The following is a 19,267-nucleotide window of genomic DNA, read 5'->3' as shown; positions in this document are numbered from 1 at the left end:
TCTCCAATTAAAAATCGTTGTAAATGAATGATCCCGTATTCGCTGTATGGAATCCGTAAATAAAGAACAATAATAGCAAAATAAGTAAGTAAAAACTTGTATATCCTATCCATTTTACAGACTTATTTTCTGATAGCTTTTTGAATAGCATATTGATAACCTCTTTTCTTTTGACACTTATAAAGACGCATGGATCATCCAAAGGTTTCATATCAAACCATAAAAATCTTAAGAAATAACGAAGAAAAGATGTCCAAAGTATGAAGGTGTGATTAGGCAAAGCTGTATTATTGTAACAAAAATTTAATGTATTTGAAATGAAATGGAAGCTTAAATTTGCCTTAAAATTGGTGAAAACTGTCGAACAAACGCAAAAACCACCTAGTTTGACTAGATGGCTTTGATTTCATTTACTTCGAAATTTTGCGCGAATTTATTTGTCTAAGGAATATCTTTCAATGGCTTCTTCTGGAGATGTTTCTTTATCAAATACAAGATAACGACTATAAACTTCTTTTAAATGTACTGATTCTTCAATACATTTGACCCTCACCCTGAATGGTTTGAATGATCTTTTTTTCAGCTTCATTAAAAAGTAAATCAGAAGTTTTTAAGATTATAGAATTTCACTTGACAAGTTCTTTATTTTTGATGATAAGTCAGGAATGGAATTCAATAATCTTTTAGTTAATAGTTGAGGCCCCTCACCAAATATTATGAGGGGTCTCATTTTCTATTTTATTCTTCTAATCCTGCTTTAAAAATATCAGATGCATTTAACCCTTCCGGTAAACCAACCGCTAGATTATCTATTAGTTCTTGCCATACCTTAATTTTATTTTCTTCGTTAACAATAACATCAGCTCCTTGACCTTTCCAATACTCTTGAAGTTTATCTAATTCTATTTCGCTTAATATTTTTTCAATTTTTTTGGCATTAACATATAGTTTACCATATACTTTAGGAATTATTTGTGGTTCTCCGCACACCTCAATATTCGCTTTACCACCTGCACTAAAAGCATCTCTCAATGAGGAACTGACAATTTGATACTCTTGTAAGAGATAAACAGACAGGTTTAAATACTTTGTTGAGCTATTTGAGAAAACCTCTGGAAACAGAGCCATTCCCTCAGCGATAATATTTTGCTTTTTGTACTCCTGTAATTTTCTAAATTCCTTAACTCTTGGACTTACACTTTCTTCTTCGTCAAGCCACCATAAAGACTCTCCTTCACCGAGTGTACTCCGAACATAATCTTTTAGCACTTTGGATTTTTCTAATGAATTCATTGCTTTGAATTCTCCATATGTAATACCTATTTTATGTAAAATAGATTCACCACTTCCAACCTCCATATTCAGGAAAAACCTTGGTGAATGTGTTACTTTTATATCGGCCAAACAATCCTCATAATATCTGTGTATAACTTCAATTTTTTTCCCAACCTTACGACCAAAGAACGTGTATATTTGATCTGTTACTTCTTTCCTCAAAGTACCTTCAAAAATACTATTACCCGTAGATTCCCACTTCTCACTTTTTGTGTATTTAACCTCAATACCAAAAGTTTCTCCTATAACGATATCCGGAAAGCTCTGAACTCCTGTCTGTATTACACTAATTCCATAGTTGTTAGAAATTTCTTCAATAACTAATGTTACATAGTTTTCGAACTTTGTACCGGAATCAATGTTTGAAAGGTCTAATTCACTTTCTATCTTTTGCTTTGCTAATTCTAGAATTGTTTCAATTGTACTTTGGTTCGTTGACATTGGTTCCCCTCTCCGTAATCCATTAAGTCAGTTAATTTAATAGGTTCCTCACATATTTTATTTAATGCTTGAATTATATGGTTTAGAGTTTCAAGTTCTAACCTTTTTGTATTTCCATTACACATATCGTTTATAGTATTTGGCCTAACACCTGCTAAATGTGCAAATTGTGTTCGTGAGTATTTATGTTGTTTTAATAGCTCGTCTAATTTAAAATAAATCATAAACATTCTCATTCCCTATTGATTTATAACTCCAGGAGTTATATAATAAAATTGAGGTAGTTTTTCTATCTAAAGAATTGTATAAGTATGTTAATTTAATTCTATTATATCTGAATTACTAAAATAATCAAAGAATATAAGGGTGAAAATATGTATAATGTCGTTTCACTATTTAGTGGTTGTGGTGGTCTTGATTTAGGATTTCGTGGAGACTTCGAATTCTTAGGAAGAAACTATGACAGAAACTTATTTAAAATAATTTGGGCTAATGATATTTTCAAGCAAGCTGTTGAAAGTTATCGACTTAACATAGGAGATCATATAATTGAAGGTGACATTCAAGATCTTCTCAACAATAACCCTGAGATGGTTCCTACTGAGGCTGACGTAGTTATTGGAGGTTTTCCTTGCCAAGATTTTAGTATCGCTGGAAAACGTCAAGGAATAACAGTAAACCGAGGTAGATTGTATCTCCAAATGAAAAGAGTTATTGAGCGAATTGCTCCCAAAATATTTGTTGCAGAAAACGTTGAAGGCTTAGTTAATATGGAAAATGGTTTAATACTTGAAACAATTAAAAATGATTTGAGTTCAGTTGATCACAATGGTGAAATTGTTAATTATAATGTTACTCATCATTTATATCACGCTGCTGACTATGGTGTACCTCAAATTAGAAAAAGAGTTTTTATTGTGGGTGTTAGATCAGATATAGATGTTGAACATATTCCACCAATTCCAACTACATCGGATAATCCAGTAACTTCTAGACAAGCAATCGATGATTTATGGGATATGGAAGTAAACTCTAATGTTCCAAACCACACTCAAATATCTAAAGCAAAGTTTTATCCCGGAAGACGTTTGCAAGGTAATTCTCAAATAAAAGAAGACCAACCTTCAGTTACAATTCGAGCAGAACACCACGGTAATATTGAAGGTCATTATCGTTCAACTAATCCAGAAGACCCAGAAAACATGTTGTTTTGGAGACGATTAACAGTTAGAGAATGTGCTAGAATTCAGTCTTTCCCTGATAACTTTGTATTTCAAGGTTCAGCTACTATGACTTACAAGCAAGTTGGTAACGCTGTTCCACCGGTTCTTGGTTGGCATATAGCTCAATCCGTACAACAAGTACTGTTGAATGCAGAAAAGTTAAAATTTGATGATAATAAAACACAAATAGCAATGAATCTTTAACCGCCGTATTTTGGCGGTTATTTGTTTTAAAAAAGACTGTCCATTTGACAGTCAATCCGGATGTAATTGTTTATTGTACGTCTATTGCCGCTCATCTTTATTTGCTTAGCCATGGTTTCGAGAGCATCAGAAATCAACATTAAGTTATTTGTTACCAACAAGCTAATTTATTTTAGCTTTAGGAATTGTGTAGTTACTTCCAGTTAAGCTGTCTAAATCATCTTTTTTTGCTCACAACAAAAAACCTCCTATATCAAAAGTGATATAAGCCAATAACAGGTGTAATTTCTTACGTCACCGTTATACTGACCATTTCACTATACGATATAGAAGGTTGATTTGACGGGCTTTAGCACCCGATTTATTATACGTCCCAGGAGAGATTCGAACTCCCGACCGACGGCTTAGAAGGCCGTTGCTCTATCCTGCTGAGCTACTGGGACATGTTGATATGTAGCGTGCTGAGCTGTATTACCTCAACGACAAGATTTATTATATTACTATTGTTCTTTAAAGTCAACGGTTTTTCGAAAGTTTTTTCATAAGGGGCAAATGCTGCACCCTTATGAAATACCTTCCAATGTGACAGTGTTTTCGAGGTCTGGTATGACGTGACCTTCGTCCGTGTAAAATTGCACGTTTGCTTCGCTTCCATCTAGTGTCAGTATAGCATAGCTGCGCTCTTTGCGCACTCTTGGTAGGTGCACGCTGCCAGGGTTAATGAGCAGCTTTCCTCTTAGCAGTTCACTGCCTGGGATGTGCGAATGGCCAAAGCAGATAATGTCTGCGCCTAGCTCTTCTGCACGGTAGTAGACTTGAAGCAAGGATTGTTTGATGCCATGCAGATGTCCGTGAGTGAGAAATAGTTTTCCGCCTCCATCCAGTGGGAGCAGGAGTTCTTCTTCAAAATCGCCCATAAAGTCACAATTTCCTTTGACGACTTTGTATCCTTCGAGTGCTGGATGGTTCGTTTCGAGTTCTGAGTCTCCGCAGTGAATCATCATGTCTACTTCAGCTTTATGCCGTTTGGCAATGGTTTGAAGCTCGTCTGTGAGTCCATGACTGTCACTAATGATGAGTATCTTCATGGCTTCATTCCCCCTTATTCATTTGCGTCTAGCAGTGATGAAAGCTTTTGAAGCGCGACCGCTCGATGGCTGATCTTGTTTTTCTCCTCTGGTGATAGCTCGGCCATCGTCTGGTCTTTGTCTTTGACGATGAAAATTGGGTCGTATCCGAAGCCGTTGTCTCCACTTGGTTCTTCTGCGATGAAGCCTTCTACTGATCCTTCTACCGTCTTTGTTTCTTTGCCCGGTATGCTGACAGCCAGAGCACATCTGAATCTGGCTGTGCGGTCTTCTTTGTCAATGCCTGTAAGCTCGCTCAGTACTTTTTTGACATTCTCAGCATCGTTTTTATGCTCGCCCGCATATCTCGCTGAATAGACGCCCGGTTTCCCGCCAAGATAATCAATTGATAGACCGGAATCGTCTGCAATCACCATTTCACCTGCTTTGGCCTGAATCGCCTCGGCTTTGATGACCGCATTTTCTTCAAAGGTATGTCCTGTTTCTTCAATCTCTTCTGTAAAGCCAATGTCTGCTAGTGTTTTGACCGTGAACCCCTTTGGCTCAAGAATGGCTTTGAATTCTTTCGCTTTGCCCTGATTGTGCGTTGCGATGATGGCTGTTTTCATCTTGATCAAACCCTTCTCTTTATTCGAGGACGTTTCCTGTCACTGCTTTTTGCTTTTCGATTAGTTCTTTGATGCCTTTTTCCGCTAAGTCAAGCAGTCCGTTTAGCTGTTCTCTTGAAAATGTCGCTTCTTCGCCTGTGCCTTGAAGCTCAACAAAGCGTCCAGCGCCTGTCATGATGACATTCATATCTACTTCAGCTGAAGAATCTTCTTCATAGTTTAAATCTAACAGAAGCCCCTGTTTAGAATCAATTCCGACGGATATCGCGGCTAAATAATCAGTGATTGGATTTTGTTTCAAAGCTCCTTCTGATTGAAGCTTTTGAATCGCTAGTGTCATGGCGACAAATGCACCTGTGATAGACGCCGTGCGTGTACCGCCGTCTGCTTGAATGACATCACAATCAATCCAAATGGTGCGTTCACCAAGCTTTTCTAAGTCAACGACTGCGCGGAGTGCTCGTCCAATTAAGCGCTGAATTTCCATTGTCCGTCCTGTGACTTTGCCTTTAGAAGATTCTCTCATTGTTCTTTGTGCGGTTGCTCTAGGAAGCATGCTATATTCTGCTGTAATCCAGCCTTTTCCTTCTCCTCTTAAAAAAGGAGGTACGCGGTCTTCGATGGATGCGTTACAAATCACCTTCGTATTTCCCGCTGAGATTAAGACAGAGCCTTCTGGATGCGTAATGTAGCCTGCCTCTATTTCAATTTTTCTTAATTCGTCGTATTGTCTTTCATCTAATCTCATGTTTTACCTCCGTTACAATATACATTCCGCGCGGGTGTCAGCGGGGTTCTCCTACTAACTTTGACAACCTCGGCTTGTTCTAACCGCTTGGAATAAAAAAGAGGCAGCGAATGTGCATGCCTCTTTTTCTCCATTATATCAATGTGTGACGTTAAAAACTACCTGTATTCACTTGTTCTGGTCTTGAAACCGGCTTTGTGAGCTCTGCCCCTTTTTCGTTCACAAGCTCTGCCTTTCCGTTTACCTTCACAGATACGCTTTTCACATCCGGTAGCTCTGTTAATGTTAGCACAATGCTATCAAGAACTTTTTGTGAAATGACCTTTTTCTTTTCATCTGCGCTGCCAAAAATAGATTCATTGAAATCAAGGGTCACATGGCCGTCTTTTACTTTTGGTACGTCATTCAGCTTCACATCTCGATCAAAGTCTGTGAGCAAATGACTTGTTTTGCTTGGCCCAGAGACGAGCTCGTCAATGGCTGCTGTAATTGGATCATCTTCATCTTTTGGGGCTCTTGTTGTGACAGGAACGTAGTACGTCTGTTCATCAGATTCAGCTAAATAGTAGACGGTGACTGGCTTTGTCGCCGTCATATCAGCGGCTGCTTCGTGCTGAATATTAATACCGTCCTCCCTGCTTAAATCATCTGAGATCGGTGTCCCATTTACAGGCATTTCTTTTAATTCATGTCCATTCATCTTCAATTTGACTTTGGCTACTGAATCAAACTGTGTTAACGTCCAAGTGACAGATTGCAAAATGCGCTGTTCGTCTTCTTTTTTATAGTTTTTGAATTCATTTGAAAAATCAACCACCGCTGTGCCATCTTTAATATCGACAGATACGCTCGTGTCCGCCGGCAGCACGGCTCTAAATCCATTTGGCATCAGGTTGGAGATCGGCCCACCGTCTACGAGATATTCAAGTGTTTGTTTGGCACTTCCTTCGTTTTTCGGCAGCGGAATGGATTGAGAGACGACATAACCGTTTTTATCAATTAAATATAATTCTCTCATGACTGTATCTGCTTGCTTCTCTTCTTTTCCTTCTTTGGCTGTTTGTTTCTCTTCTTTATTCTCTTTCACAAAAGTGACGTTTTGTGGTGGATCAATCTCTGTTTTCGCTTGGTCTGTTTGAAACAATCCGCATCCTGACAAAAGCATGGCTGACGCAATACACGTAACAGCTGCTGTAGATCCCTTTTTCAGCATACTTCACCCTCCTCTAGTAGTTTGTACTACTATGTATACGAGCTCCTCTAGAGGATTAGACCCTTTTCATAAAAAAATAACCCACTCCAATGAGAAGCGGGTTATTGCTGATATACTTTTTCGAGCGACACGGTTTCGACCTTCCCTGGCAGGTAGCCAAACCAGTCGCGCGCGATATTTTGAAAATTTTGCTGCTGCCCGGTTGTGTAAAATGTATGAACAGGCGCTTCCTGAGAAGCATTTAAAAGCCCTTTATATGAAAGAATTGTACTCGCTTCTCTAGCTGTCTCATCCCCTGATGAAATGATGTTCACACCACTGCCCATAAAGCGCTGAATCGGCTCTTTTAAAATCGGGTAGTGCGTACAGCCAAGAATGAGCGTATCAATTCCTGTTTCTTTCATCGGTTCAAGAGAAGCTTTCACCACTTCATCTGCTGTATGATCTAAAAACGTACCGCTCTCCACAAATGGAACAAGCATCGGACACGCCAGACTTTGAACGGTTAGTCCTGCTTTTAGAGATAACAGCGCTTCTTTATAGGCCTCGCTTTTGATCGTATTGGCTGTGCCGATGACGCCAATATGCTGGTTGTTTGTCACCTTGATCGCAGTGCGGGCTCCAGGCTGGATCACGCCAATGACCGGGATATCAAGCGTTGCTTTAATTTCATCAAGCGCAATCGCCGTCGCTGTATTGCATGCAATAACAAGCATTTTAATATGGTGATGTCTTAATAGGTAGTGCGCCATTTCCCATGTATATTGAAGAACCTCTTCTTCTTCCCGCGGGCCGTATGGACACCGTTTTGTATCGCCTACATAGATGATTTTTTCTTTTGGCAGTTGTCTCATGATTTCCTTCGCAACGGTTAAACCGCCTACGCCGGAATCAATAACGCCGATTGGTTGATCCAACAAAATCGCCTCATTTTCTTTTCATTTGCTGCTGTAGTTTCGTTAAAGATTGATTGAAAACGATGGCTTCTTCTTCTGAGAAAGCCCCTAGAAGTTCACTGACGTATTCTTGGCGTTTGACAATCACTTCTTGAATGATCCGCTCGCCTTCAGGCAATAAATGAATGCGAACCACACGACGGTCAGACGGATCTTTGACCCGTTCGACAAGTTCACTTTTTTCCATTCGATCAATTAAATCGGTTGTCGTGCTGCAAGCCAAATACATCTTTTGTGATAGCTCACCTATTGTCATATCTCCGAATTCATAAAGCCACTGGAGCCCTACAAATTGAGGAGGTGTAATCGTATATTGATTTAGAATTTCTCTACCTTTTTGCTTAATAATTGCAGCAATATGGCGCAATGATTTTTCAATTTCTGCAACATGGCCTGACTCATTCGTTTCCATTTTCATTGATACCTCACTATAGCATCTCACTTTGTTTAAAACGTACATTCCTATTTTCCTCGTTTTTCAAAGAAAATGCAAGAAGAGACTCATGGAAACCATATAGAAATAACCGGCTCCTCCCTGGTGCGGAAGGAAAACCGGCTGACGTTAGAGCTCTAGCTCACCCATACGCAGAAGCTCGACTACGGCCTGTGAACGACCTTTGACTCCTAGCTTTTGCATGGCATTCGAAATATGATTTCGAACAGTCTTTTCACTAATAAAAAGCTCGCTTGCAATTTCTTTTGTTGTTTTATCTTGGACGAGCAATTCGAATACTTCTCTTTCTCTTTTGGTTAATAGCGGCTTGGATTGAAACTCTTTCTCCTTCAAGTATTGTAACCCTCCTTGCTAAGGTGAGAGCTCTAGTCTCTATAGAATGGGATTCTGTATAGTCGAGATATCATATGCCGGGTGCTTAAGGTAGGTGACGTTAAAATCGAGAATTCCCGCAGATCAGCGTCCAATTTCTTACGCTTCAAGCAGTACAAAAAAGAACGAGTCTTATGTGAAGACATCGTCCTTTTTCAAACGGGTCATTAAGTACGATATGTAGCACAAGTGTGACCATGACAGCAATCGTCAGAAAGAAGTTGATCCACATTCAATTGGGTTTCTTCATAGTCTTGACGATATAAGACTAGATGGTTCAGCCTTGTATGAAGCAAGAAGCAGACTATGTTTCGTCTGCTTTTGTCCATTTTAGCGTGGTGCGTCAATATCTCCAGCAGAATGGGCTTTCATATGCCCTTGATCATCTTTTAGCTGCAAATGACCGTCTTGGTTGACCCCGCAGCAAATGCCTTCTTGCCATGTTTGTTTTTCACGATCTAATGAGATACGAAGCGGTTGATTCAAACGGAATAACCGTTTGTTGTAGAGGGAAGTGAGGGTTCCAAATCCTTCATGCTGCCAGCGTGTATAGTATTTTTCAAAAGCCGCTGTCAGTTCTGTCACAAGCTTTTCGGCTTTCACCTCTGCAAGCTCTGATAAGCAAATGGTTTTGTACGGGACATGCTCCGGCTTTGTTTCTACATTGATGCCAACACCGATATAGATGGCGCTGCGGTCTGCTTCAATTAATGTGCCAGATACTTTTGCTTCATTAATCAGAATATCATTTGGCCATTTGATTGCCAGCCGGTCCTCTGCTCTCATGAGTGGTTTGAGTACATCATAAATCGCTAGTGCCGTCATTGGGGCAATCGTTGATTGGGTAGAGAGATCTTTTGGCGGCTTTACCGTCATGGTAACAGCCACATTCCCTGTAGGTGTTTCCCACGGTCTGCCCAGCCTGCCTCTTCCTGCTGTCTGCTGACGGGCATAAACAGCAAATAAAGGCGTTTCTCCTTGCTGTATGAGCCTTTTCGCTTCATTATTTGTACTATCAATGGTGTCATATTGAAAAATCTTCATGTGCTCTCCTTTTGTTTCTTCTTGATATGATCCTTTTATTATAACAAAACGATGCATACGCCCATGATTCTTTAATTTCGTTGAGCCTGAAATGTCTCTTTTTCTTCTTCCGTAAATGGAACAGATGCACCTGTGTCTTTGCTAATTTGCACCATTGTCACAGAGCCCGTAAAGCACGGTTCCTGCTGTTCATTTTCTCCTAAGTAATGCAGGATGAGTGAGCTAGATCCAACCTTTTCAGGCTTTACATACACACGCAGCCTCTCGCCGATCTCCACCTGCTTGATGTAATCACATTGCAGGTTTGCCACGACTGTGATGGTCTCTTTGACCCGCTTCATTCGTTTGTCCACAATTCCCGTTTTTTGAAAAAAGGCAATCCGTGCCTCTTCGAAATACACGAAAGGGGTGACATTGTTCATGTGACCAAACATATCCGTTTCTGAAAAACGGACGGTTGTTTCCACATAAAATCGAAACGATGCCCTCCACTCTTCAAACGGTTCTTCAATATATGACGGCATTCTCATTTGACCCACTCCTTATTCGCAAACAAACGCCTCTCCCGTATTGGAAGAGGCGTTTGTTATGTTTTTTGCATCCAGCCTCTTGTAAACACTCATCATGATTGGCAAGGAGGACTGAATGTGATGTTATTCTGCGTGATCGCTTCCGAAGAAGTTACGGAAAGCTTGTAATGTTGTATCTCGGTTAAGTGCTGCAATTGATGTTGTGAGCGGGATTCCTTTTGGACAAGCCTGCACACAGTTTTGGGAGTTCCCGCAGTTGGCAAGACCGCCATCACCCATAATCTCTTCTAGACGTTCAGACTTATTCATCGCACCTGTCGGATGTGCGTTAAATAGACGAACTTGCGAAAGCGGTGCAGGGCCCATAAAGGAAGACTTATCATTTACGTTTGGACAAGCTTCAAGGCAGACACCACATGTCATACACTTCGAAAGCTCATACGCCCATTGACGCTTTTTCTCGGGCATTCTTGGTCCAGGTCCAAGATCATATGTGCCATCGATTGGCACCCATGCTTTGACTTTTTTCAAGGAATTGAACATACGGCTTCGATCAACCTGCAAGTCTCTGACAACCGGGAAAGTTTTCATTGGCTGAAGACGGATCGGCTGCTCTAACTTGTCAATCAGTGCTGTACATGACTGACGAGGCTTTCCATTAATGACCATGGAACAAGCGCCGCATACCTCTTCAAGACAGTTCATATCCCAGTTAATAGCCGTTGTTTTTTCACCTTTTTTATTGACCGGGTTCCGTCTAATTTCCATGAGTGCGGAAATGACGTTCATATTCGGACGATATGGGATTTCGAATTCCTCATCATAAGGCTTGCCATCTGCTGTATCTTGACGTGTGATAATAAATTGAATCGTGTTTTGTTCACTCATCTTATTTCTCCACCTTTTTCTTCGAGTAATCTCGTTTACGAGGTGCAATTAACGATACATCGACGTCCTCATAGTGGAATGCAGGCTTTTGGTTTTTCCCTTTGAACGTAGCCATCGTTGTTTTTAGGAATTCTTCATCGTTTCTTTCTGGGAATTCCGGTTTATAGTGTGCGCCTCGGCTTTCATTCCGGTTGTATGCCCCGATCGTAATGACTCGTGCCAGCTGAAGCATGTTGTCAAGCTGACGTGTGAAGGCAGCGCCTTGGTTGCTCCATGATGCCGTATCGTTGATGTTGATATGCTTATATCGCTCCATCAGTTCTTCAATCTTCTGATCTGTTTTTAAGAGTTTGTCATTGTAACGAACCACTGTAACGTTATCCGTCATCCATTCTCCAAGCTCTTTATGAAGCACATAAGCATTTTCTGTGCCATCCATGCTAAGGATGTTGTCCCATTTCTCCTGCTCTTTCTTCACGGCGCTGTCAAATGTTGTAGAAGATAGGTCTTCTGCAGACTTTTCAAGACCGCTAATGTATTTCACAGCATTTGGTCCAGCGACCATTCCGCCGTAAATCGCAGAAAGCAATGAGTTTGCACCAAGTCTGTTTCCGCCGTGCATAGAATAATCACATTCTCCGGCAGCGAACAAGCCTTTAATATTCGTCATTTGATCATAATCGACCCATAATCCGCCCATTGAGTAGTGAACAGCAGGGAAAATTTTCATCGGAAGCTTGCGCGGATCATCACCCATGAATTTTTCATAGATTTCAATGATTCCGCCAAGCTTAATATCAAGCTCTTTTGGATCTTTGTGAGAAAGGTCAAGGTATACCATGTTTTCTCCATTGATTCCTAGCTTTTGCTCAACACATACGTCGAAAATTTCACGCGTTGCAATGTCACGCGGTACAAGGTTCCCGTACGCTGGGTATTTTTCTTCAAGGAAGTACCAAGGCTTCCCGTCCTTATATGTCCAAACACGTCCACCTTCACCACGAGCTGATTCACTCATGAGACGAAGTTTATCATCTCCTGGGATCGCTGTTGGGTGAATTTGAATGAATTCTCCATTTGCATAATGTGCACCTTGCTGATAAACGATAGATGCAGCTGATCCGGTATTAATCATAGAGTTCGTTGATTTACCGAAGACGATTCCAGGGCCACCTGTTGCCATGATAACAGCATCTGAACGGAAGGATTCGATTTCCATTGTCGTCAAGTTCTGCGCGACAATGCCTCGGCAGACTTCCTCGTCATCTAAGACAGCGCCAAGGAATTCCCATCCTTCATATTTCGTGACAAGCCCTGCTACTTCATAGCGGCGAACCTGCTCATCCAGTGCGTATAATAGCTGCTGACCTGTTGTGGCACCAGCATATGCTGTACGGTGGTGCTGTGTTCCCCCGAAGCGGCGGAAGTCCAGTAATCCCTCTGGTGTTCTGTTAAACATCACACCCATACGATCAAGTAAGTGGATAATGGACGGTGCTGCTTCACACATTGCCTTTACTGGCGGCTGGTTAGCTAAGAAATCTCCGCCGTAAACCGTATCATCAAAATGCTCATATGGTGAATCCCCTTCACCTTTTGTATTCACCGCTCCGTTAATTCCGCCCTGTGCACACACAGAATGTGAACGTTTCACAGGTACGATTGAAAATAGTTTAACAGCTGTTCCCGCTTCTGCTGCTTTGATAGTTGCCATGAGACCAGCTAAGCCGCCTCCGACAACGATGATGCTAGAATTACTCATTGTAGCCCCTCTCCCTCTTCTACTAATCTATTTCCTCTTAAACAAAAGCGAAAATTGCTCTTAGCCCTACATATGAAAGCGCTATAAATATACCTAATGTCACATATGTGGAGATTCTTTGTGAGCGTGGTGAAACCGTAATTCCCCAGCTGACAGCAAATGACCACAAACCATTAGCAAAGTGGAAAATAGTAGATAAAACGCCGACAATATAGAAACCTAGCATAAATGGAGAGCTTAAAATATTCGCCATCATGTCATAGTTTACTTCTGCTCCAAGCTGCGCTTGAATACGTGTTTCCCATACGTGCCAGGTGACAAAAATCAATGTAATGATACCTGTAATCCGCTGCAGTCTGAATAACCAGTTTCTTAAGTAATTGAAGCGAGACGTGTTGTTTTGTGCCGTAAAGGCTATGTACACCCCATAAACAGCATGATAGATCAGTGGTAAGAAAATCACGAACAGCTCAAGTGCATATCTGAATGGAAGCTGTTCCATAAAGTGTGCAGCTTTGTTAAACGCCTCTGGTCCATTCGTCGCAAAGTGGTTAATCACTAAGTGCTGTACTAAAAATAGACCGACCGGAATGACGCCAAGCAAAGAATGCAATCTCCGATAAAAAAATTCTTTGTTCCCCGACATTACTTTACCCCCTAGTAAAAAAAGTGCAATTGCTTGAAAATTGTCTTACCCCCGCTTCTTTCAAATGTAAGCACTTTATTCAAATTTATTGACAATTTCATTTTACTCCTATGTCAAAAAAGCGTCAAGAAACCGCGTACATAAATTAAAATTTTCCGAAATTTAAAAGTTTTAAATCAAAATTCGTTTTACTACAATAAGAATTTCTTAGACTTCTAGGGAAAACTCTGTCATCATATGCCCACATAAGCTATAATAAATTGTTGAAAGAGGGGAGCCGTACAATGAATAAATTTGAATCTAACTTAGAACAGCTAAAAGAAATTGAAGTCAATGGATTTGCCTACGAGCTGATACGCGAAGTTCTGCTGCCTGACATTCTTGGTCAGGATCATTCCTCTATGATGTATTTTGCGGGTAAGCTGCTTGCTCGTAAATTTCCTCAAGAGTCATGGGAGAAGATCCCCGAATTTTTCCATGATGCTGGATGGGGAACTCTCACGATGGTCCATTCTAAAAAACAGGAAATTGAGTTTGAGCTCGAAGGTCCACTTATAACGAATCGACTCACCTATCAAAAGGAGCCATGCTTTCAAATGGAAGCAGGTTTTATTGCTGAACAGATTCAGCTTCTCAATGAGTACGTGGCTGAATCCTATGAACAAGTAAAAAAGCGTGCTGATAAAGTCATTTTAACCGTTAAATGGGATTTAAGAGACCCTAGCTAACACTCTTTATGAAAGGCGAGGACTTCGTGTCACGCCTTTTTTATATGTCCTTCTATCATAGCACACACAGAACCTGGATTTCCCTTCATCAGAAAAACATCTACCCCTATTCGAAGTAGATGCTCCTTGCTCATTTTTTACTTTTTTGATATGCCGTTAAGTATTCCTTCACCTTTTCCGCATCCGGCTTTAACTCGTTCTTTGTTTCAACAAGCGGACTGACTGTGGATGAGGCCTTGTTTTTATGACCTTGATAGAAGTTAACGAATTCCTCTTGATTGATTGAGTAAAGGATGGCTTTTCGTAAATCCTCGCTTTTTGCCACTTCACGTTTAGACGTGTTAAATAATAGATAAGCAACCGCATTGCTCTGATTTTTTTGCAAGGCGAGCTTGCTATCTTTCTCAACCACATCATATTTTGTTTCAGGTATACCATTAAAAATATGAATTTCACCATTTCGAAGTGCAGATAGTGCACTATCAGGATTTTCAATAAATCGAACGGTGACTTGAGAAATGTTTGGCTCGTTCCCTGTGCCTTTCATATATGCAGGGTTTTTATAAAAAACGGCTTCATAATCGTTTTTATACGATAAAATGTATGGTCCGCTCGCAAACAATTGATTGTTATACATTTTCCCTTCTGTGATTGTACGCTGATCACCATATGGGATATCCTTTGCTGGATCAAAGGCATCTATATCATACGTGTTTACACGCTCTATTTGTTTCTTAGAAACAATTCCTGCTGATTGATGGGCTAAATAATTTAATACTTGCGGGAATGGCTCTGTTGTCGTGATCTTTACCACTTGATACGCACCTGCTTGATTGTCTGCATCTTTTTTATCTTTTACGAGCTTTTTCACCTTCTGTTGCACATCTTTTTCTAAATCTTCTTTGATCGTACCACCATTACCTGATATTGCTTTCAGTTCAGATAGATCGGTTACGACCTCTGCGCTTTTAATATGCTCATGTAATGAGTATGTTCGATGATCTGGTACTGCATTTTTATCCTTGGCTCGATTGAGCGAAAAGACCACATCATCAGCACCTACACGTTCGCCCGAATCCACTGCTTTTTTATTCTCCACCCTTGCAAAATGGATATCGTCTCTTAATAAGAAGTAATAATGTGTCTTATCTTTTGCTGCGGCATGATTCCAAGAAAGTGAACCTTTTGATGTGACTGTATCATCATCTGTCAAATTCACAAGTCTTACATACATATTGGTATTCAGTGTATTAATTGATCCATCATTGCCTTTAATCGGGTCAAGCGATGTAAGGGAAGCCAGCGCCTGCTGCGTGATGAGCGGATCTTTATTTCTTTTGGATGAATCGTTAAAATCAATTGATTCCCATGCAACTGCCCGAGATTTAGCCAGACGAACGGTCTTCTCATTGATCACTTCTTTATTCACACCTTGAGCTTTCAATGAATTATAAAGCGGCGCAATATAGGCCTTATCAAAGACTAGACGCTTTTCTAATTCTTGATACGTTTGAATGTATTCGTCAGACGTTTCTGTTGCTGCTGTGTCAATCAATTGATCGATTTGTTTATCTGACAAGATGCTGTTATCAGCACCCGTTTTAAATATACCTCGAACTGCATAATCAGGGTTGCCCGTCACAGTCGTCCAGCTCGAAAGAACGATGTCATAATTCCCCGCATCTTTTTGAGCTGTATAGCTACCGTAATCAGGCTGAATATTCAATTTGACTTTAAGTCCACTCTTAACCAATTGATCTCGTACGATATTCAGGTCATCTTCACTGCTACTCATTCCAAGTAATTCAATCGTTTCTTTCGACGCTTGACTCCCTTCCTCATTTCCTACACTTGACTTTGTATTGACACAGCCTGCTAATACGACAAGCAATATGATGAGCAATGATAATCCACTTTTTTTCATCGTATTTCCCCCTTGTTTTTTACATTTCATCTAATTTTGGATCTAACGCATCCCGTAATGCGTCACCTAAAAAGTTAAATGATAAGACAAGCATGATAATGGCGAGCCCTGGAAAAATTGCTAGATAGGCATGAGATTCTAGATAGGTACTCCCCGCTTTTAATATATTTCCCCATTCCGGAATATGAGGTTCAACGCCAAGTCCCAAGTAACTCAAACTACTTGTTGCAATCACTGCCGACCCAATTGTCAAAGTGGCTTTCACAATCATTGGCGCCAGTGAATTAGGGACAATTTCTTTAAAAATAATAGACCAGTCACTAGCACCTAATGCACGGGCTGAGTGAACATATTCTAAATTAGAAATCATCATGACATTGGCACGCATTGTTCTGGCATAGGTCGGAATCGCTCCTACACTAAGAGCAATGATCAAGTTCACAATATTAGCCCCGAATGCTGCAATGATAGCGATCGCCAGCAATATGCCCGGGATGGCATAAAGAACATCCAGAAGCCGCATAATGACATGATCTGTTTTTGGCGTGTAGTATCCAGCAATCGCCCCCAAAAAACCTCCGATGACGGCTGGAATAAGGGTTGAAATGCAGCCAACGAGTAAAGAAATTCTTGCACCAAAGACAATTTGCGAAAATACATCACGGCCAAATTGATCAGTTCCAAGTGGATAAGCAAGACTTGGTGTTTGCAAAATAGCGCCATATTGATTCTTGACAGCCAAGTCATAATCGAAGGTAAATACACTCCACATTGACAGAGAGAACACAAAACCAATGAACAACAGTCCTAGCATCGCTGCTTGGTTTCTCGTTATTTTCTCCCAGATGGAATGCCATTTTTCAAAACGATATTTTTTGATATGTTCTGTTTGCACCATAAGCTGCATCGCAAGAAGAAGGGCAAATACATTGCCCATCACAGATGAAAGCACAAGGGCAATAGCAAAATATGTTCCCGCTGCCGGTGATACCTTTCTATCCTCCTGCTTGATGACAAACACAAATACTGCCGTATAAAAGAGACCGATAACAAGCAGGGTTAGCATAGCAAGCGGAAAGGAATCCGTTACATAGGGTTTGAATAAGTTGAGAGCCGACAAAGCCACGATCACGATATGATTGATCAGCATGTAATAAGCAAATACATATGCCAGAGATCTTCTTTCTTTTATGAGACTAAAGGCAAAAACGGTGATGATGAGATGACCAGCGAAAAGACTCAACAGCTGCACATAACCTAGACGCCTCGTGAAGGTTTGAATTACACCTGTCTTTTCTAGATCATTCTTCATTTTCCATGTAATACCGACTTGAATAAGTGAAAAGAAAATATAAATTAAAGATACACTGAACATCATTGGCTTCACTGTTTGATTCGCAATATCAACACTGTTTATAAAGAAAAGAATGGCCATTACAATTGATACAACAGATGTGAATTTTGCGCCAATATACTCGATAGACCTCTTTTTCACGTGATGCTGCTCATGAGAGTGAATTGACTTCATCGTTACTGACATGCCTACACCTACTTCAATTTTGTTTCATCTTTGATCTAATACGAGGATCAAAAAATGCATATAAAATATCAATGATGACATTTACGACGGAGATTGTAATCGCCACATATACAACCCCTCCCAAAATACTCGGAATATCAGGGATAAACTGCTTATCAACGATATAACTTCCAATACCACTAATGTTGAATACCTTTTCTGTAACAGCGGCTCCTCCAAGCATGCCGCCGAAAAGCAGTCCAATGACGGTAATAATCGGAATCATAGCATTGCCAATTCCATGTCGCCATAGAATATGCTGCTGACTTAGCCCCTTTGCTTTTGCTGTAATCATGTAATCTTCATGGATAACTTCGAGCATTGATGACCTAGTCATCCGAGCAATCGAGGCAGTTAACCCCGTACCAAGGACGATGACTGGCATGAGTAAAGATAACCAATTTTCTGGGGAATACGTGGCGGGAAGCCAGTTCCATTTAATCGAAAAGTTCAAAATGAAAATGAGTCCTTGCCAAAAGTTTGGAATGGACAACCCAAGTAATGCGATAAACATGAACGAATAATCAAAAAATGAATATGGTCTTGTCGCAGAAATAACCCCTATTGGAATGGCAATCACAACCGCCATGACGAGTGACCAAACAGCTAATGTGAGCGTGATAGGAAATTTATTCGCTATGCTCGTTGCCACTTCTTCATTTCCGGTAAACGATTTTCCTAGATCAAATGTGAAAAGTCCTTTTAAAGCATTCCAAAGCTGTTGAATATATGGCTGATCTAGACCATATAGGTGATTAAAAGCGGCGATTTGCTCCTTTGTTGCGGATTCTCCAAGAATATTTACTGCTGGATCAAATGGAGAGAAATAGAGAATGGTAAAGACAAGAATGACTACACCGATAATCACCAATACACTCATAAGCAGCCGTTCAATGACATATTTCAAGAATGCATGTCGGTATAAAAAAAGCAGAATGTACATTGGTAAGCCTGGAACCAATGTCACCATAAGAAAAAGTCGGTTAGATAATAGTGAAGCAAAAACCGTATGAAACGAGACTTTCGCCCGGCCTTGTTTTTTTAGCTCTTCCTCAACTTTCAATTTGACTATTTTTTGAAAGGTTTCTTCTGTCCACTGAAGAGTGAATCTGTCGATCTCATGTGGATCTATTTTTTCATGAAAGAATTCTTTTTTTCTCAACACTTGCTGCTGAATATCCGCTCTCATTTCCTCTTTAGCGCCGGAAGCCTCTAAACGAGCCTTCACTTCTTCTAATACGTGAAGATATGAATCTTGTTTACTCTTATGTAAATAATAAAAAAACACACACAAATGCACGGGTAAACCAACAATCCATAGCAATAATTGATATGAGCGGCGTGATTGAATATCTTGAAATATTCGACTTACCCAAGATGAATGAGAAATGCCGCTAATCTCATCAAGTTTTACAGTTACCATTCTCGACACCCCATCGTTCCCCCTTTCACATGAATGTTCGTTCCAAAAAGTTAATTGCATTATTCCGACCGGTATAGTAAAGTTTATGCTAGCTTTATTTG

Annotated in this window: 20 protein-coding genes and 1 tRNA gene; 2 read left to right on the top strand and 19 right to left on the bottom strand. The window is 40.4% G+C overall.

Annotated elements, in window-relative coordinates; genetic code table 11:
* Nucleotides 1–7: 7 nt before the first annotated feature.
* The 3 genes from GPA07_RS07125 to GPA07_RS19135 all read right to left on the bottom strand — a co-directional run bounded on the left by GPA07_RS07125 (nt 8) and on the right by GPA07_RS19135 (nt 2,000).
* On the bottom strand, nt 8–157 hold the full coding sequence (locus GPA07_RS07125; RefSeq protein ID WP_024427820.1) for a teichoic acid D-Ala incorporation-associated protein DltX: 150 nt from the start codon (nt 155–157) through the stop codon (nt 8–10).
* A gap of 581 nt (nt 158–738) precedes the next feature.
* Nucleotides 739–1,776, bottom strand: a complete 1,038-nt coding sequence (locus GPA07_RS07120) for a hypothetical protein (RefSeq protein WP_157292264.1) — start codon at nt 1,774–1,776, stop codon at nt 739–741.
* Entirely contained in the window at nt 1,740–2,000 is a 261-nt protein-coding gene (locus GPA07_RS19135) for a helix-turn-helix domain-containing protein (protein ID WP_157292263.1), read from the bottom strand. Before GPA07_RS19135 ends, GPA07_RS07120 begins: the two co-directional genes overlap by 37 nt.
* A gap of 150 nt (nt 2,001–2,150) precedes the next feature.
* Between GPA07_RS19135 and GPA07_RS07110 the strand changes: the two genes are divergently transcribed.
* Nucleotides 2,151–3,203: a DNA cytosine methyltransferase gene (locus GPA07_RS07110; RefSeq protein WP_157292262.1), complete on the top strand. Its 1,053-nt coding sequence runs from the start codon at nt 2,151–2,153 to the stop codon at nt 3,201–3,203.
* Between the two features lie 369 nt (nt 3,204–3,572).
* Here the strand turns inward: GPA07_RS07110 and GPA07_RS07105 are convergent.
* From GPA07_RS07105 to GPA07_RS07045, 13 genes are all read right to left on the bottom strand, one after another.
* A tRNA-Arg gene (locus GPA07_RS07105) sits at nt 3,573–3,646 on the bottom strand.
* 120 nt (nt 3,647–3,766) lie between these two features.
* The gene (locus tag GPA07_RS07100) at nt 3,767–4,291 is read right to left on the bottom strand and encodes a YfcE family phosphodiesterase (protein ID WP_008355935.1); all 525 of its coding nucleotides are present in this window, start codon (nt 4,289–4,291) and stop codon (nt 3,767–3,769) included.
* A gap of 14 nt (nt 4,292–4,305) precedes the next feature.
* Nucleotides 4,306–4,908, bottom strand: a complete 603-nt coding sequence (locus tag GPA07_RS07095) for an XTP/dITP diphosphatase (protein WP_174549235.1) — start codon at nt 4,906–4,908, stop codon at nt 4,306–4,308.
* 10 nt (nt 4,909–4,918) lie between these two features.
* The gene (rph, locus tag GPA07_RS07090; protein ID WP_157292261.1) at nt 4,919–5,647 is read right to left on the bottom strand and encodes a ribonuclease PH; all 729 of its coding nucleotides are present in this window, start codon (nt 5,645–5,647) and stop codon (nt 4,919–4,921) included.
* 151 nt (nt 5,648–5,798) lie between these two features.
* Nucleotides 5,799–6,860 carry a GerMN domain-containing protein gene (locus GPA07_RS07085; RefSeq protein ID WP_157292260.1) on the bottom strand — a complete coding sequence of 354 codons (1,062 nt, stop codon included), beginning with the start codon at nt 6,858–6,860 and terminating at the stop codon, nt 5,799–5,801.
* A 101-nt stretch (nt 6,861–6,961) separates the two neighbouring features.
* A complete protein-coding gene (gene racE, locus GPA07_RS07080; RefSeq protein WP_145939414.1) occupies nt 6,962–7,780 on the bottom strand; it encodes a glutamate racemase in 819 nt (272 codons plus the stop codon).
* Between the two features lie 7 nt (nt 7,781–7,787).
* Nucleotides 7,788–8,228 (bottom strand): MarR family winged helix-turn-helix transcriptional regulator, encoded by a 441-nt coding sequence (locus GPA07_RS07075; RefSeq protein ID WP_007501606.1) that lies wholly within the window; start codon nt 8,226–8,228, stop codon nt 7,788–7,790.
* A 150-nt stretch (nt 8,229–8,378) separates the two neighbouring features.
* Nucleotides 8,379–8,603: a spore germination transcription factor GerE gene (gene gerE / locus GPA07_RS07070; RefSeq protein WP_003184172.1), complete on the bottom strand. Its 225-nt coding sequence runs from the start codon at nt 8,601–8,603 to the stop codon at nt 8,379–8,381.
* A gap of 369 nt (nt 8,604–8,972) precedes the next feature.
* A complete protein-coding gene (locus GPA07_RS07065) occupies nt 8,973–9,686 on the bottom strand; it encodes a biotin--[acetyl-CoA-carboxylase] ligase (protein WP_034738344.1) in 714 nt (237 codons plus the stop codon).
* Nucleotides 9,687–9,757: 71 nt separating this feature from the next.
* Entirely contained in the window at nt 9,758–10,216 is a 459-nt protein-coding gene (locus GPA07_RS07060) for an acyl-CoA thioesterase (RefSeq protein ID WP_157292259.1), read from the bottom strand.
* A 123-nt stretch (nt 10,217–10,339) separates the two neighbouring features.
* A complete protein-coding gene (gene sdhB, locus GPA07_RS07055; protein WP_157292258.1) occupies nt 10,340–11,104 on the bottom strand; it encodes a succinate dehydrogenase iron-sulfur subunit in 765 nt (254 codons plus the stop codon).
* A 1-nt stretch (nt 11,105) separates the two neighbouring features.
* The gene (gene sdhA, locus GPA07_RS07050) at nt 11,106–12,866 is read right to left on the bottom strand and encodes a succinate dehydrogenase flavoprotein subunit (RefSeq protein ID WP_008355952.1); all 1,761 of its coding nucleotides are present in this window, start codon (nt 12,864–12,866) and stop codon (nt 11,106–11,108) included.
* A gap of 37 nt (nt 12,867–12,903) precedes the next feature.
* A complete protein-coding gene (locus GPA07_RS07045; protein ID WP_008355953.1) occupies nt 12,904–13,512 on the bottom strand; it encodes a succinate dehydrogenase cytochrome b558 subunit in 609 nt (202 codons plus the stop codon).
* A gap of 284 nt (nt 13,513–13,796) precedes the next feature.
* On the opposite strand from GPA07_RS07045, the gene GPA07_RS07040 reads away from it, so the two are divergent.
* The gene (locus GPA07_RS07040) at nt 13,797–14,240 is read left to right on the top strand and encodes a YslB family protein (RefSeq protein WP_008355955.1); all 444 of its coding nucleotides are present in this window, start codon (nt 13,797–13,799) and stop codon (nt 14,238–14,240) included.
* Nucleotides 14,241–14,370: 130 nt separating this feature from the next.
* On the opposite strand, the gene GPA07_RS07035 is transcribed toward GPA07_RS07040, so the two are convergent.
* From GPA07_RS07035 to GPA07_RS07025, 3 genes are read right to left on the bottom strand one after another with little or no spacing between them, the layout of a single operon-like run.
* On the bottom strand, nt 14,371–16,164 hold the full coding sequence (locus tag GPA07_RS07035; RefSeq protein WP_008355956.1) for an ABC transporter substrate-binding protein: 1,794 nt from the start codon (nt 16,162–16,164) through the stop codon (nt 14,371–14,373).
* Nucleotides 16,165–16,183: 19 nt separating this feature from the next.
* Nucleotides 16,184–17,704 carry an ABC transporter permease gene (locus tag GPA07_RS07030; RefSeq protein ID WP_008355959.1) on the bottom strand — a complete coding sequence of 507 codons (1,521 nt, stop codon included), beginning with the start codon at nt 17,702–17,704 and terminating at the stop codon, nt 16,184–16,186.
* 13 nt (nt 17,705–17,717) lie between these two features.
* Complete coding sequence (locus tag GPA07_RS07025) at nt 17,718–19,175, bottom strand: ABC transporter permease (protein ID WP_232532119.1); 1,458 nt, start codon at nt 19,173–19,175, stop codon at nt 17,718–17,720.
* Nucleotides 19,176–19,267 lie beyond the last annotated feature (92 nt).

The organism is Bacillus sp. ms-22 (genome assembly GCF_009759805.1).
GTDB classification, from domain to species: Bacteria; Bacillota; Bacilli; order Bacillales; family Bacillaceae; genus Bacillus; species Bacillus xiamenensis.
The sequence above is the reverse complement of the archived record's forward strand: the minus strand, read 5'-3'. Positions and strand labels throughout refer to the sequence as shown.

Bases quoted from the DNA above. Each gene is read 5' to 3' on its own strand.
- GPA07_RS07060 (WP_157292259.1), bottom strand. From the start codon at position 10,216: ATGAGAATGCCGTCATATATTGAAGAACCGTTTGAAGAGTGGAGGGCA.
- GPA07_RS07035 (WP_008355956.1), bottom strand. From the start codon at position 16,164: ATGAAAAAAAGTGGATTATCATTGCTCATCATATTGCTTGTCGTATTA.
- GPA07_RS07045 (WP_008355953.1), bottom strand. From the start codon at position 13,512: ATGTCGGGGAACAAAGAATTTTTTTATCGGAGATTGCATTCTTTGCTT.
- GPA07_RS07075 (WP_007501606.1), bottom strand. From the start codon at position 8,228: ATGGAAACGAATGAGTCAGGCCATGTTGCAGAAATTGAAAAATCATTG.
- sdhA (WP_008355952.1), bottom strand. From the start codon at position 12,866: ATGAGTAATTCTAGCATCATCGTTGTCGGAGGCGGCTTAGCTGGTCTC.
- GPA07_RS07120 (WP_157292264.1), bottom strand. From the start codon at position 1,776: ATGTCAACGAACCAAAGTACAATTGAAACAATTCTAGAATTAGCAAAG.
- GPA07_RS19135 (WP_157292263.1), bottom strand. From the start codon at position 2,000: ATGATTTATTTTAAATTAGACGAGCTATTAAAACAACATAAATACTCA.
- GPA07_RS07065 (WP_034738344.1), bottom strand. From the start codon at position 9,686: ATGAAGATTTTTCAATATGACACCATTGATAGTACAAATAATGAAGCG.
- GPA07_RS07040 (WP_008355955.1), top strand. From the start codon at position 13,797: ATGAATAAATTTGAATCTAACTTAGAACAGCTAAAAGAAATTGAAGTC.
- GPA07_RS07100 (WP_008355935.1), bottom strand. From the start codon at position 4,291: ATGAAGATACTCATCATTAGTGACAGTCATGGACTCACAGACGAGCTT.
- GPA07_RS07110 (WP_157292262.1), top strand. From the start codon at position 2,151: ATGTATAATGTCGTTTCACTATTTAGTGGTTGTGGTGGTCTTGATTTA.
- GPA07_RS07085 (WP_157292260.1), bottom strand. From the start codon at position 6,860: ATGCTGAAAAAGGGATCTACAGCAGCTGTTACGTGTATTGCGTCAGCC.
- GPA07_RS07030 (WP_008355959.1), bottom strand. From the start codon at position 17,704: ATGTCAGTAACGATGAAGTCAATTCACTCTCATGAGCAGCATCACGTG.
- rph (WP_157292261.1), bottom strand. From the start codon at position 5,647: ATGAGATTAGATGAAAGACAATACGACGAATTAAGAAAAATTGAAATA.
- sdhB (WP_157292258.1), bottom strand. From the start codon at position 11,104: ATGAGTGAACAAAACACGATTCAATTTATTATCACACGTCAAGATACA.